Below are 13,707 nucleotides of genomic sequence, written 5' to 3'. Positions count from 1 at the left end.
TCTCGAATGGCGTGGCGATGTGTCATACGTCCCCGTAATATCCGAGGAGCGTGATAACGACTACGGAACCAGCCACATCATCACACTTCGACGGCCCACACCGTCACCGATTCGGAACAGCCGTACACCTCGCGGAACGCCCGGTCTACGAACTGCGCGATGCGGTTCGCGTCCGCTTTCGCGCTGATTCGCACGTTCGTCCCGTCCGCATCTTCGGGGCTCCGTAGCTGCTCGATTTTGAACGCGGGGAACTCCCCAACCAGCGTCTTGAGCGCCTCCAACTCCTCGTCCGTACAGTCGAGGTTGAGCGTCCGGTCGCCGAACTGAATCCACGGCGGGAGTTCCTCTTCCGTCCCGTCCTCGTCGCCCGCGTCGCTGCCGTCGTCCGCTCCCGACGCCGCCGATTTCGATTCGGAATCGAAGTCCGGTTCGGACGCCGTTTCGGGGTCGGCGGTCAGCGTGCAAAACGGGCTTCCGCGCTCGCGGTGTGCGGTGATGGCGTCCACGACGAGTTTCCGTCGTTCCGTCGGGGTCGAAGCGCTGAATCGGGTCATACCAGTCGTTCGTCCTCGGCCCTCAAAAACCGGATGCTCCGCTCGGTTTCCGTAAGCCTTTATGCGAAGACGGTGCAGGTGAGTGCATGAACCCGAACATCCTGATTTTGGGTGCCCCCGGTGCTGGGAAAGGGACACAGAGCGCACGAATCGCCGAGGAATTCGACGTCGAACACGTCACGACCGGCGACGCGCTTCGCGCGAACAAGCACATGGAGACGGAGTACGGAACTCCCGCGAGTTTCATGGACGAGGGCGAACTCGTCCCCGACGCCGTCGTCAACGAAATCGTTCAAGCCGCGCTCGCCGAGGCCGACGGCTACGTCCTCGACGGCTACCCGCGAAACCCCTCGCAGGCGGAGTATCTGGACGACATCACCGACCTCGACGTCGTTCTGTACCTCGACGTGGCCGAGGACGAACTCGTCGGCCGCCTCACCGGCCGCCGACTCGACCCCGAGACGGGCGACATCTACCACGTCGATTACAACCCCGCCGAGGACGAAGCGGTAAAGGAACGCCTCGTCCAGCGCGACGACGACACCGAGGAGACGGTGCGCGAACGCCTCCGCGTCTACCGCGAGAACACGGAACCCGTCATCGACCACTACGACGACACGGGCGAACTCGTCCGCATCGACGGCGAGCAGACGCCCGACGAGGTGTGGAACGAAATCAAGGAAACGGTCGAGGACGAGGCCTGAAAGCGGTCTACTCGAAGGAGAGTTCTTTTTCCCGCGATTCCGCTGTTTCCGTTTCGAGGAGCGTGTCGAGTCGCCCTTCGAACTCCGCTTCGTCGATGTCGCCGTTCGCGTAGCGGGCCCTGAGGACTTCCACGGCGTCGAGTTCGGTTTCTTCCGCTTCCTTTTCGACGACCGTTTCACCGCCGTCCCGAAGGTACCACACGAGGAATCCGAGAACGGCCACGATTCCGAGGAGATAGGACGCTTCCGAGGCGACGATCGCGATGACACCCGTGAAGAAGACGGCAAACCCACCCAGTACGACCACACGCCAGAAGTCGTCTTCGGGGAGTATTTCACTCAGTTCGCTCATGCCATCGGGTTACGTGACAACGGTAAAAAATTTATCCTCTAACCGTTCATCCCTCGGCCGGTTTCCCCGCGTCAGTGGGGTCCGTTCGCCGCGCGCTCGTGTCGATGGCGAAGGTTGATTAACGCCGAATCCCAAACGTGCCACAATGGCACGGACAGCGCAGAAAGTAGAATCGCTCATCGCCGAGGACCCGGCGATGGCCGACGCCCTCTCGGTCATCTACGAGGAAACCGACGAAGGGTCGGACGAAGTCGAGTGGCGGGACGTCAACGACGACCTCACGAGCGGCCAGTGGGGTCGCCTGATAGAGAAGGGAATCCTCGTGGACGGCATCCACGGCTTCGAACTCGCGGACCCGGACGAGGTCGCGGACGCTCTCGATGATTCCGGCACATCGACGTCGAGCACGACGTCCTCGTCGAGCGACGTGGACGACATCGAAACCACGTCGTGGTCGAAATGGGATAAACTCGCGGGGGTGGCGAGCATCGGACTGTTCTTGGGCTACTCCCAGAACAACATCCGCGCCGCCGTCGGGCAAGTCGTCGACGTGGTGCTCGGTCCCATCGACGCCGCGCTCCCGTTCTACGTCGTCATCATGATCGTCGCCATGCTGACTGGCCTGTACACCACGCTCCTGCAGGACAACCTGATGGACATGGAGAAGATGGGCATGTATCAGGAGCGGATGAAGGACATCCAGAAGCGCCAGAAGGAAGCGAAGGAGAAGGGCGACGAGCAGGCGATGGAGCGCATCCGACAGGAACAGATGGAAGCCATGGGCGACCAGACGGGCATGTTCAAAGAGCAGTTCCGCCCGATGGTCTGGACGATGTTCATCACCATCCCGGCCTTCCTCTGGATGTACTGGCGCATCGGCGACGGTACGCCGGCGGTCGTTCCGAACAAGGTTGTACTCCCCCTCGTCGGCGGGCCTTATGGATGGACGCATGGCGCGATCGGCCCGATGCAGACGTGGATCATCTGGTACTTCCTCTGCTCGATGGCGTTCACGCAACTCATCCGGAAGGCGCTGAACATCCAGACGACGCCGACGTAAGTTCAAAACCTCTTTCTTGGTGCCCGTTCGAGGGTACATATGTTATTGACCGTCTCAGGCCCACCGGGGAGTGGGAAGAGTACGACTGCGCACGGACTCGCGGATGCGTTCGGATTGGATCACGTGAGCGGCGGCGACATCTTCCGCGAACTCGCCGCCGAGCGCGACTTGACGCCGCTCGAATTCAACAAACTCGCCGAGGAGGACGAGGGGATAGACCGCGAACTGGACAAGCGACTCCGCGAGGTCGCCACACAGGACGACGACGTCGTTCTCGAATCTCGGCTCGCCGGGTGGCTCGCCGGGGAGTACGCCGATTTCCGAATCTGGCTCGACGCGCCGCTCGACGTGCGCGCGGCCCGCATCGCGGACCGCGAGGAGAAATCCCAAAAGCAGGCTGCGACCGAAACCCGCGCCCGAGCGGGCAGTGAGGCCCAACGCTACGACGAGTACTACGATATCGACATTACCGACCTCACCATCTACGACCTGAGCATCAACACCGCGCGGTGGAACCCGGACGACGTTCTCGCCATGCTGACGACCGCCGTCGAGAACTACGAACCGAACTCCGACGAGGGCAAGTACCCGATTACCGGCGTCTCATACGATTTCTGATGACGCTTCGCGGCCCACCATCCGAGCGTTCGCCCGCGGAACTCCTCGAATTCGGGGTGGTCAACCTCGACAAACCGCCCGGCCCGTCGGCCCATCAGGTCGCGGCGTGGGTGCGGGACCTCTGTGAAGTCGAACAGGCGGCCCACGCGGGCACCCTCGACCCCAAAGTCACCGGGTGTCTGCCGACGCTGACCGGCGCGGCGACCCGCCTCTCGCAGGTCTTCCTCGAAGGGTCGAAGGAGTACGTCTCCGTCCTCGAACTGCACGAGACGGCTCCGGCCGACATCGAGGCCATCGTCGACGAGTTCGAGGCACCGCTGTATCAGAAACCGCCCCGAAAGAGCGCCGTCTCGCGGAAGCTTCGCGTGCGCGAGGTTTACGACTTGGACGTGCTGGAAGTGCAGGACCGACAGGCCCTTCTCCGGATTCGCTGCGAGAGTGGCACCTACATCCGAAAACTCTGTCACGACATCGGCCTCGCGCTCGGAACCGGGGCGCACATGGGCCACCTCCGCCGGACGGCGACCGACCCGTTCGACGACACCGACCTCGTGACCTTACACGACCTCTCGGACGCATTGGCGCGCTGGCGCGAGGAGGACGAGGATGATTGGCTTCGGGAAATCGTCCGCCCCGCGGAGGCCGCGCTGACCCACCTCCCGAGCGTGACCATCGCGCCGAACGCCGCCGAACAGGTGGCACAGGGCGCACAAGTGTACGCGCCGGGCATCATCGAGGCCGAAGAAGCGGAGCAGGACCAACTCGTCGCCTGTCACACGCCGAACGGCGCGGCGGTCTGTCTCGGCCGAATGGTCGGGGACGCGGATGCGGAGGAAGGGACGGTCGTCGAACTGGAACGCGTGTTGGTTTAAGCCTCGAAATTCCGTTTTCGCCTGCCGGTTCACACCCCTTTTTGTCGCGGGCGAATCACCTCTCGGTATGCAAATCGGCACCGCGGAATCGTCCCCCGGCGAACTCGTCACGGGGTGGTTGGACGTCACCGACCTTCCCACAGGAACGCCCGAGCGCCTCCCCGTCCTCATCGCGGAGGGTGAAGAAGACGGCCCGACGCTCTGGATTACGGCGTCGATTCACGGCAACGAGGTGACGGCCCTCGCCGCCGCACAGGACGTCATGCGGGAGGAGTTGGCGTCGAAGATTCGCGGAACGGTAGTCTGTCTCCCGAACCTGAACCCCGCCGGTTTGCGCCGAACGACGCGCACCTCCTACTACCACGGCGACGACCCGAACCGCTACTTCCCCGACCCGGACGCTGACGGGTCGCGCCCGCCGCGCGTGCAGGAACTCATCGACGAACGGGTGTTCGAGGCGTTCGCAGACTCGGCGGACGCGCTCGTGGACCTCCACACCGCGCAGGTCGGGTCGATTCCGTTCGTGATTCGGGACAGAGTGCTACATGGAAGCGCGGAACGACGTTCCGCGGATACCGGAGCGGCAACGCCGCGAGGCACCGAGCGCGACGAGGACGAAGCCCGCGAACTCGCCGACGAACTCGAACGACTCGCGGACGCCTACGACTTTCCGGTCATCAACGAGTACACCGCCGAGGAGTACATGGAGCAGAACCTCCAGCGCTCGACGGCGGGTGCGGCGCTGAACAACGCCGGAATTCCCGCGTTCACCGTCGAACTCGGCGGCTTCGAGGTGGTCGAGGAAAACACCCGCGAGAAGGGTGTCGTCGGCCTGTTGAACGTCATGCGCGAACTCGACATGCTCCCCGGCGAACCGGAGCCAACCGGCCTCGATGCGCCCGTGGACTTCCCCGTCAAACGCGCCGTCCACCCGCACACCGAGACGGCCGGAATCGTCCGCCATCGCGTCGATGCTGGAGATACCTTCGAGGGGGGCGACGTCATCGCGGACATCGTCACGCCGCACGGCGAACCGAAGGCGACGGTCGAAACGGACCACGACGGCTACGTCGTGGGACGCTATCACGGGGTCGCGGCGTACGAAAACGACCCGGTCACGAGCCTCGCAGTGCGGGACGACGGCGACTTGGTGGTCCCCCGCTCGCAGGAATGAAACGAAGGGCTTAACATAGGCACTCTCCTTCTTCGAAACGTAGCGGGACCGTGGGGTAGTGGTATCCTCTGCGGATGGGGTCCGTAGGACCCGAGTTCGACTCTCGGCGGTCCCATGATTTTACGACGAACGTACGTGAGGAGGAAAATCAGTCGACCGCCGAGCGTCGCATCGCGCGTTGCGCGATGTCGGACGAGCGTAGCGAGTCCGAAGCTCGTCGTGAAGCGAAGCGAAACGACGGTGTTCGACTCTCAGCGGTCCCACTCTTTGATGGGAGCAGGAAAGGCGAGAAAAGCTCGCCTTTCCTGCTCCCATTGTTTTGCGACGAACTGTTTCGTGAGTCGCAAAGCTATATCGAGCGGTGAACGACTCGTAGCACCGCGACCGAACCCCTCCGTTTCGACCGTCGTCGCTCGGTTTTTCTTCCGAAGCGGGAAATCCAAATATTCTTCCCACGGCAGGGAAGACAGTTGGCCATGAGCCGGACCGTTGCTGTCGCACATTATCCGGAAGGTGCGGGACACGCGACCCGGATGCTCGCGGTGGCACAGGCATTGGAAGGGCCGGAGACGGATGTCGTCCTCGCGGGCGGCGGTCCGGGGTCCCAGTTCATCGAACACAACGGATACGAGGTCTATCGTCCGGCGACGGTCGATTACATCGGCGACTATCAGGGCGGGTCGATCTTCGACGTGTTGACGCGGAGCGTTCCGAACAGCGGACGGCGCGTGTTCGACTTCGTACGGTGGCTTCGCCGCGAGGACCCCGCCGCCCTCGTGACGGACGACATGTTCGCGGCGATGGCGGCCCACTGCACGGACACGCCGCTGTACGTCCTCACCCACAACGCCGCGTCCTACTACGACGCCGCCATCGAGGAGGTGTTCACGTGGATTCTCAACCGCTATCAGGTTTCGGTGTCCCACGCGTTCTTCTACCCCGCCGTCTGGCCGCCGGACGGTGGCGACCCGCCGGGCGTCGTCCACATCCCTCCCATCGCTCTCGAAGCCAACGGTGCGGAGGCTCCCGACGACGTCGACGTCCTCCTCGTCCCGAGCACGTACACGACCAATTTCGTGGAACTCGCCCGCGAACTGGAAGCGGACGGCAACAACGTGACCCTCGTCGGCCACGACGGATGGGATTCGGTCCCGTCCCTCCTCCCGTGGATTCAGGCCGCGAACGTCGTCGTCTGTTCGGGTTACTCGACCGTGATGGAGGCCGCCGTGGCGGGGACGCCGTGTATCATCTATCCGTTCACCGACGAACAGCACGGCGTTTCGCGGGTCATCGAACGCCGCGGTCTCCGGGGCTTCCAGATCGAACACTCGATTCCCCACGTCACCCGCGCGGTGCGCCATCCGCCCGAGGCCCCCGAGTACGAAAACGGCGCGGACCGAGCGGCCGAGTACGTCCTCGACCACATGGAATAGCTCGTTTTAGGTGTTCTCGAAATGGCACGGTAATTTGCCACTGCCGAAATCGCCATTCCGCTCTCTACCGACCGTTAGATATGGCACAGGTGACGGTCGGCGGTCGACTCCACTTCGGCTTTCAGAACCTCTCGCTCGCCCACGAGAGACTGTACGGTGGGTTAGGAGTCGCACTTTCCTCGCCGACCGTCTCCGTCGAGGCGACGCCCGCGGGCGAGGTTCGCTGTGACGACTCGTGTGCGCGCGAGTACGCGAGCATGGCCACGGACCTGCTGTCCGTCCCCGGCGCTGACGTGCGAATCCACGAGACGTTACCGAGACACGTCGGCCTCGGGAGCGGGACGCAACTCGCGCTGGCCGTCTTCGCCGCCGTCGCCCACGCGTACGGCACCGACCCCGACGTTCGTGAATATGCACCCGCCCTCGACAGGGCAGGGAGGAGCGGTATCGGCGTTTCGACGTTCGAACGCGGCGGCTTCGTCGTCGATGCCGGACACCCCACGGAGCGTTTTACCACCGACCGACCCGAACGAGGAGACTGGTCGGTCCCGCCCGTCGTCTCCCGACACGATGTCCCGGAGGACTGGCGATTCGTCCTCGTCCTCCCGAACGCCGAACCGGGACGAAACGGCACCGACGAGGACGCGAGCATGCGCTCCGTGGTCGAACGGGCGGACCCGACCATCGCCGAAGACATCTCCTCGATTCTTCTCCGGCGGGTCCTTCCGTCGATCGCGGAGTCGGACCCGGAGCGGTTCGGGTCCGCCGTCGCGGAAATCGGCCGCCGAAACGGGGCGTGGTACGCCGACGAGCAGGGCGGCGTCTATCGACCACCCGTCGGCAAACTCGTCACCGCGATGGAGTCCGCCCCGGCGGTGTTCGGCGCGGGGCAGTCGTCGTGGGGACCCGCGGTGTACGGCGTGACGACGCTGGAGATGGCCGACCGAGCGGTCGAAGTCGCTCACGACGCGCTCGATTCCACGGGCGTCGGTGGGGACGTGTTGCTCACGTCGGCGCGCAACGCCGGGGCGAGCGTAAACGGTAACCGTCAGGAATGAGAGAGGAAGACATGGACCGCATCCCGTTCGGCGTCTCGCAGTTCGACTCCCTCATCGACGGAGGGTCCCCGCCCGGAAGCGTCGTCTTGTTGGCCGGCGACGCCGGGGCGGGCGCACGCGAGTTCGCGTACACCAGCGCGACCATCAACGCCCTCGGCGACGCCGATTCGGACCTGTTCGAACTCCACTACGGGGCGGTCGATTCGCGCTCGTCGCTTCCCGACGAGATTCATTACGTCTCGTTTACCGCCAACGAACCCGAAATCGTCGGCGAACTCACGCACACCATCGACGAGTCGATCGTCTCACCGGCGTCGGAGGTCATCTCGTTCGAGGACCTTTCGGCCGAATACTTCCAACTGAGTCCGATTCCCAACGACTGGTACGTCCAAAAACGCCGCACCATCACGGACCTCGGTAGCAGTCACGAGCGTCGTGGCATCCTCGAAGCGCTCGGGGAATACCTCTCGAAGAACGCACCCGGGAACCTCGTCGTCATCGATTCGCTGACCGACTTATCCGCGCTCCCCGACGAGCAGGTGGACTGGAATCAGATGCTGATGCTCCTCAAAGGCATGAAGAAGGCGGCCAAAGCGTGGGGCGGCCTGATACTCGTCCTCGTCGCACAGGAGAGTCTGACCGGGCGACAGATGGGGTCCCTGATGAGCGCGACGGACGGCACCATCAGTTTCGAGTGGGAAAGCGGCGGCAACGAACGCGCGCGGACCATGTTCGTCCGCGAGTATCGCGGCGTCCTCTCTCGCATAGAGGAGGAAAATATCGTCCGCTTCGAAACGGAGATACGGAGCGACGGGTTGGACATCAGCAACGTCCGAAAGATTCGGTAGGTCGGACTCCCGCGGTGCAAATTCGACGGCCGGTATCGATCCTCAAAACGACGCCACTTCGTTCGGAATTCCGCCCCGGGAAGGGCGAAACGTTAAGTCAGCGCTGTGAGAAGTAGGTATCCAACCGAATGGAGAGCGAAGACGCGAGCCACGTTCCAGCGGTAGAGTTGCCGACGTCGGTTGCCCAGTGGGTGACCGAAACGGCCGACGAACTCGGTGTCTCCCGCCAGCGCCTCCTCTCCGAACTTTTCGCAGCCCACGGGTCCCTCCACGGGGACGATGCGGATGACGGACTCGACGAACTGGACGAATTCCGAGAGGAGTTCATGCGAAAACTGACGGACGTCCGAGAGCGGGTCGTGCAGATAAAACGCGAAACGGACGGGAAGGCCCCGGCGGACCACGACCATTCGGACCTGCGGGACGAACTGGACGAACTCCGGCAGGCGGTGGACGCCGAAAACGACGAGGACGGTGAGGGTGGCGTCGAGAACGTCGCGGAGGAAGTGGACCACCTCCGTGAACGCGTGACGGAAAACCGGAAACGGCTCGATTCCGGCTTCGAGAACTACGAGGAGGTCCTCGACTATCTCGCCGAGACGACCGACGAGTTGGACAGACGACTCGACGTCCTCGCGCGTGCGCTCGTCTCGGTCCGCGACCAAGCCCGCATGCTCGCCACGGTGAACGCGACGCGGGCCGCCACCGCCGAACTCGCACGAACGGCCAACCGAAACGGCATCGAGAGCGCCAAGTGTGGCGACTGCGAGATGACCGTCACCATCGCGCTGCTGACCGACCCGTCCTGCCCGCACTGCGGCGCGACGTTCGAGGACATCGAACCCAAGCAGGGCTTCTTCGGGTCGAACTGGCTCGTCGTCGGTCGTCCACCGGCGCTGGAAGGCGACACCATCGACCCGGACGTCGACATCGACCCCGAGGCTGCCGACCTGTTGTCCGAGGTGACGGAGGAGTGAACGACCGTTCCCCGAACCCGGAAGGAGCGGACGAACCGCTCTCCGGCCTCGTCTCGGACATCGAGGAACGTCGAAATCGGAAGTCGGAACGGGTCGATGACGCCTTCGAGGAGGTGGACGTCGGAGACGTCGACACCGACGAACTCTGGGACGACCTGCTGAACGAGGACGGCGGCGAACTGGTCGTGAGCGTCCCCCGAGAGGCGGGATGGGACGACCGCGACGTTCGCACGATCCCGAAGACGACCTGCCACGGGTGTCCGCACGTCGGCAACCCGCCGGATCTCAGGTGTACCCACGAGGGGACGGATATCCTGTCGATGCCCGACGTCGAACACTTTCGAGTGGCGGACTGCCCGATGGTTGCGGACGAGGACGTGGACGATCTCGACTCGGCGAACGGATGACCGCAGCGGGTCGCTACGATTCCGTCGAGTCGGTCGCGGTTTTCGGTGCGAAGGCGGAATCCTCGTCTATCCAGCAGTTGAAGTCGACGACCAGTTCGTCGGTTTCTTCGCCGTTTTTCATCGAGACGACCCGAAGTCGTCCGTGTTGGGGTCGTTGCCCGATGGTCTGGAGATATCTCCGTCGGTTCCCGGTCGGAATCTCGTATTCGAGTTCGTCCGACGAGTCGTACAGTCGAAGCCGGTCCGTGTCTGCTTGTTTCCCGTTCAGAAACAGGATCGAGAGGAGGACGGTTTCCTCTTCGGGGACCGCGGACACTGCCTGCAGGATTTTCCCGTCACCGTGAGCGACGGCGCTCGTTTCACAGTCGGCGCTCGACGAACTGTTCGAACCGGAACAACCGGCGAGGCCCGTGGCCGCCAAACCCGCACCGGCGACGAGGAGTTCGCGTCTCGAGGGAGTGGAGAGCATCGAAAAGAGTGATGTATTTCCCGAAAATAACTCTTTTCAAACATAATGCGTCCGTCCGTACGTGGCGTTTTTCACGTTCCGCGCACAAGGCGGGGTATGCAATTTTGCGACGAATGCGGTTCGATGATGCGGACCATGGGATCACAGATGGTCTGTGCGAACGACGACTGTCAGGCGACGGTGGCGAAGGACGAGGAGCGCGCCGCCGAGTTCGTCTCCACCGAGGCACAGGACGATTCGGACGTCATCGAGACCGAGGAGGGCGCGGATTTCGAGGGTAAACCGACCGCGAAGGACGTGCATTGCGACAAATGCGGCCACGACGTCGCGTGGTACACCATCAAACAGACCGCGTCCGCCGACGAGGCACCGACGCGGTTTTTCAAATGCAAGGAATGCGGCTATCGCTGGCGCGAATACAACTAATTATCATATCAAATTCCTTCGCATATTTTACCCGCAGACCGACGTTTTAGGTGGTGTGGTGCAGACACTCTGGTATGCGATTACATACCCGGGACGTTCGGCAGGACGTCCGCGAACTGGCTGGCTTACTCGGCGACGTCCTCTCGCGACTCGCGTCGCGGGAGGCGTTCGAGGCCGTCGAGACGGTACGAACCGGAGCCATCGACTACCGACACGGGGACGCGGCGTCCCGCGACGTACTCCGCGACGAAATCGACCGACTCCCGCCCGAGTTGGCCGGACACGTCGCGCGGGCGTTCGCGACGTACTTCGAACTCATCAACCTCGCCGAGGAGCGCCAACGCGTGCGCGCCATCCGCGAGGGAACGCAGGACGGGACGCTCGAAGACAGCCTTCGGGCCACCGCCGAAACGCTCGCCGAGGACGGTGCGGACCCGCAAACCGTCGAGCGAGTGCTGGAGGACGTGAACGTCGTTCCGACCTTCACCGCCCACCCCACCGAGGCGCGCCGGAAGACGGTCAAGGCGAAACTCCGTTCCGTCGAAGTCCTCCTCTCGGAACTTGACGAGCGCAGATTGACCGACCGCGAGCAGGATCAATTGGAACGCCGCTTGGAGAGCGAAGTGACCGGCCTCTGGGAGACGCGACAGGTCAGAAAGCGCCGCCCGGAGGTGGCCGACGAGGCGCGGAACGTCCTCTGGTACCTCGAAAACGTCCTCTTCGACATCGTCGGCGACGTGTACGACGAACTCGACCACACCGTCGGCGAGGAGTTCGACGTGGACGTACCGGAACTGTTCGCGTTCCGTTCGTGGGCCGGGAGCGACCGGGACGGCAACCCGCACGTCACGCCCGAGGTGACGGCCGAAACCCTCGAGCGCCAGCGCGAAGTCGTTCTGGAGCGCTACCGCGACGAACTGAAGCGCCTCTCCGGCGTGCTGAGTCAGGACGGCGACCGAATCGAGACGAGCAGTCTGTTCGATTCGAGCCTCGACACCGACCGCGAGCAACTCCCCGCCATCGCGGAGCGCGTGACGGAGCGCTACCCGGAGGAGCCGTACCGCCAGAAACTCGCCCTGATGCGCGAGCGAATCGACCGCGTCGGCGACGTTCGTCCCGGCGGGTACCACGACGCCGAGGAACTCCTCGCGGACGTGGACGCCATCGCCGACAGCCTCCGGAAGGACGGCGCGGAGAGCGTCGTCGATACGGAGGTGGACCCGCTTCGCCGCCGCGTCGAAACCTTCGGGTTCTCGCTCGCCGCGCTCGATTTGCGCGACCATCAGGAGAACCACACCGCGGCGATCGCGGAGGCGCTGGCCCGCGAGGGCTTCGACTACGATTCGATGGACGAAGACGAACGGGTCGAACTGCTGACCGACGCCATCCTGCAGGACGAACCCATCATCGACCTCGACACCGAGGGGCTTTCCGAGACCGCGAGCCGAGTGCTGACCCTCTTCTCGGAAACCGCCGACTGGCAGCGCGAGTACGGCGCGGAGACCATCGACACGTACTGCATCAGCATGACCGAGGAGGCGAGCCACGTGCTCGAAGTGCTGTTCCTCGCGGATCAAGCTGGAATCGTGGACCTGCCCGGCTATTCCGGACTCGACGTGGTTCCCCTGCTCGAAACCGAGTACGCGCTCTCGGGCGCACGGCGCATCGTCGGCACCCTGTTCGAAAACGAGGCCTACGCCGCGGCGCTCGAAGCGCGCGGCGGGACGCAGGAGATCATGCTCGGGTACTCCGATTCGAACAAGGAAAACGGCTTTCTGGCCGCCAACTGGAGCCTCTATCGGAACCAGAAACGACTCGCCGAAATCACGGACGAGCACGACGTCACCCTTCGTCTCTTCCACGGACGCGGCGGATCGATTTCGCGCGGCGGCGGCCCGATGAACGAGGCGCTGCTGGCGCTCCCCCGCGAAACCGTCTCGGGTCAAGTCAAGTTCACCGAACAGGGCGAGGCCATCGCGGAGAAGTACGCGAACCCCGTCATCGCGGAGCGAAACGTCGAACAGATGCTCGACGCCCAGATTCGGGCGCGATACGCCGCACTGGAGGACGACGAGGAGACGATTCCCGACGAGTGGGAGGAAGCGATGGACGTCGCGGCCGACGCCGCCCGCGACGCCTACCGCGACCTGCTCGAATCCGACGGCTTCGTCTCGTACTTCGAGGAGACGACGCCGATAACCGTCATCGAGGACCTGAACCTCGGGTCGCGGCCCGCCTCCCGCTCCGGCGAACGGACCGTGGAGGACCTCCGCGCGATTCCGTGGGTGTTCTCGTGGACCCAAAGCCGTTGTATCCTGCCGGGATGGTACTCGCTCGCCAAGGGACTGGACGCCTACGGCGACGTCGAAACCCTCCGGGAGATGTACGAGGAGTGGCCGTTCTTCAGGACCACCATCGACAACGCCGCGATGGCGCTCGCCCGAACCGACCTCGAAATCACGGCGGAGTACGCGGACCTCGCGCCGAAGAACCTGCGCGAGGAGTTCTTCCCCGAACTCGAAGCGGAGTACGAACGCTCCGCCGAACTCGTGTTGGACATCACCGGACGCGATGACCTCCTCTCGCGCGAGTGGCTTCGGGAGAGCCTCGACCGGCGAAATCCCTACGTGGACCCGCTCAACCTCCTCCAAGTGCGCCTGCTTCGTCAGTCGCACCTCACGGAGACGGAGCGCCGGACGCTCCGGTTGACCGTCACGGGCGTCGCGGCGGGGATGAAGAACACGGGATAGTCGCG

General features: G+C 63.9%; 15 protein-coding genes and 1 tRNA gene. 13 read left to right on the top strand and 3 right to left on the bottom strand.

Annotated elements, in window-relative coordinates; genetic code table 11:
- Window positions 1-80: 80 nt before the first annotated feature.
- Window positions 81-554, bottom strand: a complete 474-nt coding sequence (locus tag LJF34_RS11725; RefSeq protein ID WP_231185198.1) for a hypothetical protein — start codon at window positions 552-554, stop codon at window positions 81-83.
- An 86-nt stretch (window positions 555-640) separates the two neighbouring features.
- Here LJF34_RS11725 and LJF34_RS11720 point away from each other — a divergent pair, with 86 nt between their 5' ends.
- A complete protein-coding gene (locus tag LJF34_RS11720; protein WP_231185197.1) occupies window positions 641-1,258 on the top strand; it encodes an adenylate kinase in 618 nt (205 codons plus the stop codon).
- Window positions 1,259-1,265: 7 nt separating this feature from the next.
- On the opposite strand, the gene LJF34_RS11715 is transcribed toward LJF34_RS11720, so the two are convergent.
- The gene (locus tag LJF34_RS11715) at window positions 1,266-1,610 is read right to left on the bottom strand and encodes an SHOCT domain-containing protein (RefSeq protein WP_231185196.1); all 345 of its coding nucleotides are present in this window, start codon (window positions 1,608-1,610) and stop codon (window positions 1,266-1,268) included.
- A gap of 145 nt (window positions 1,611-1,755) precedes the next feature.
- On the opposite strand from LJF34_RS11715, the gene LJF34_RS11710 reads away from it, so the two are divergent.
- The 10 genes from LJF34_RS11710 (at window position 1,756) to LJF34_RS11665 (ending at window position 10,057) form a co-directional block, all read left to right on the top strand.
- Window positions 1,756-2,670: a DUF106 domain-containing protein gene (locus LJF34_RS11710; protein ID WP_231185195.1), complete on the top strand. Its 915-nt coding sequence runs from the start codon at window positions 1,756-1,758 to the stop codon at window positions 2,668-2,670.
- A 39-nt stretch (window positions 2,671-2,709) separates the two neighbouring features.
- A complete protein-coding gene (cmk, locus tag LJF34_RS11705) occupies window positions 2,710-3,288 on the top strand; it encodes a (d)CMP kinase (protein ID WP_231185194.1) in 579 nt (192 codons plus the stop codon).
- The gene (locus LJF34_RS11700; protein ID WP_231185193.1) at window positions 3,288-4,160 is read left to right on the top strand and encodes an RNA-guided pseudouridylation complex pseudouridine synthase subunit Cbf5; all 873 of its coding nucleotides are present in this window, start codon (window positions 3,288-3,290) and stop codon (window positions 4,158-4,160) included. Before cmk ends, LJF34_RS11700 begins: the two co-directional genes overlap by 1 nt.
- Window positions 4,161-4,227: 67 nt before the next feature.
- Window positions 4,228-5,334 carry a succinylglutamate desuccinylase/aspartoacylase family protein gene (locus LJF34_RS11695; RefSeq protein WP_231185192.1) on the top strand — a complete coding sequence of 369 codons (1,107 nt, stop codon included), beginning with the start codon at window positions 4,228-4,230 and terminating at the stop codon, window positions 5,332-5,334.
- A gap of 44 nt (window positions 5,335-5,378) precedes the next feature.
- Window positions 5,379-5,449, top strand: a tRNA-Pro gene (locus LJF34_RS11690).
- A 361-nt stretch (window positions 5,450-5,810) separates the two neighbouring features.
- Window positions 5,811-6,767 (top strand): hypothetical protein, encoded by a 957-nt coding sequence (locus LJF34_RS11685; RefSeq protein WP_231185191.1) that lies wholly within the window; start codon window positions 5,811-5,813, stop codon window positions 6,765-6,767.
- Window positions 6,768-6,847: 80 nt separating this feature from the next.
- Window positions 6,848-7,825 carry a beta-ribofuranosylaminobenzene 5'-phosphate synthase family protein gene (locus LJF34_RS11680; RefSeq protein ID WP_231185190.1) on the top strand — a complete coding sequence of 326 codons (978 nt, stop codon included), beginning with the start codon at window positions 6,848-6,850 and terminating at the stop codon, window positions 7,823-7,825.
- 11 nt (window positions 7,826-7,836) lie between these two features.
- A complete protein-coding gene (locus tag LJF34_RS11675; protein WP_231186316.1) occupies window positions 7,837-8,673 on the top strand; it encodes an HTR-like protein in 837 nt (278 codons plus the stop codon).
- Between the two features lie 128 nt (window positions 8,674-8,801).
- Complete coding sequence (locus LJF34_RS11670) at window positions 8,802-9,650, top strand: hypothetical protein (protein WP_231185189.1); 849 nt, start codon at window positions 8,802-8,804, stop codon at window positions 9,648-9,650.
- Window positions 9,647-10,057, top strand: a complete 411-nt coding sequence (locus LJF34_RS11665) for a hypothetical protein (RefSeq protein ID WP_231185188.1) — start codon at window positions 9,647-9,649, stop codon at window positions 10,055-10,057. The genes LJF34_RS11670 and LJF34_RS11665 overlap by 4 nt, the downstream gene beginning before the upstream one ends.
- A gap of 13 nt (window positions 10,058-10,070) precedes the next feature.
- Here the strand turns inward: LJF34_RS11665 and LJF34_RS11660 are convergent, their stop codons facing one another.
- Window positions 10,071-10,526 (bottom strand): hypothetical protein, encoded by a 456-nt coding sequence (locus LJF34_RS11660; RefSeq protein WP_231185187.1) that lies wholly within the window; start codon window positions 10,524-10,526, stop codon window positions 10,071-10,073.
- 96 nt (window positions 10,527-10,622) lie between these two features.
- Here LJF34_RS11660 and LJF34_RS11655 point away from each other — a divergent pair, with 96 nt between their 5' ends.
- Together LJF34_RS11655 and ppc are read left to right on the top strand one after the other, a co-directional pair.
- A complete protein-coding gene (locus LJF34_RS11655) occupies window positions 10,623-10,952 on the top strand; it encodes a transcription factor S (protein WP_231185186.1) in 330 nt (109 codons plus the stop codon).
- Between the two features lie 74 nt (window positions 10,953-11,026).
- Window positions 11,027-13,702, top strand: coding sequence for a phosphoenolpyruvate carboxylase (gene ppc, locus LJF34_RS11650; protein WP_231185185.1), 2,676 nt, complete (start codon window positions 11,027-11,029; stop codon window positions 13,700-13,702).
- Window positions 13,703-13,707 lie beyond the last annotated feature (5 nt).

The organism is Haladaptatus sp. DYF46 (genome assembly GCF_021083305.1).
Taxonomy (GTDB): domain Archaea; phylum Halobacteriota; class Halobacteria; order Halobacteriales; family Haladaptataceae; genus Haladaptatus.
Note: the sequence above shows the minus strand (reverse complement) of the source record. Positions and strands in the feature narration are given on the sequence as shown.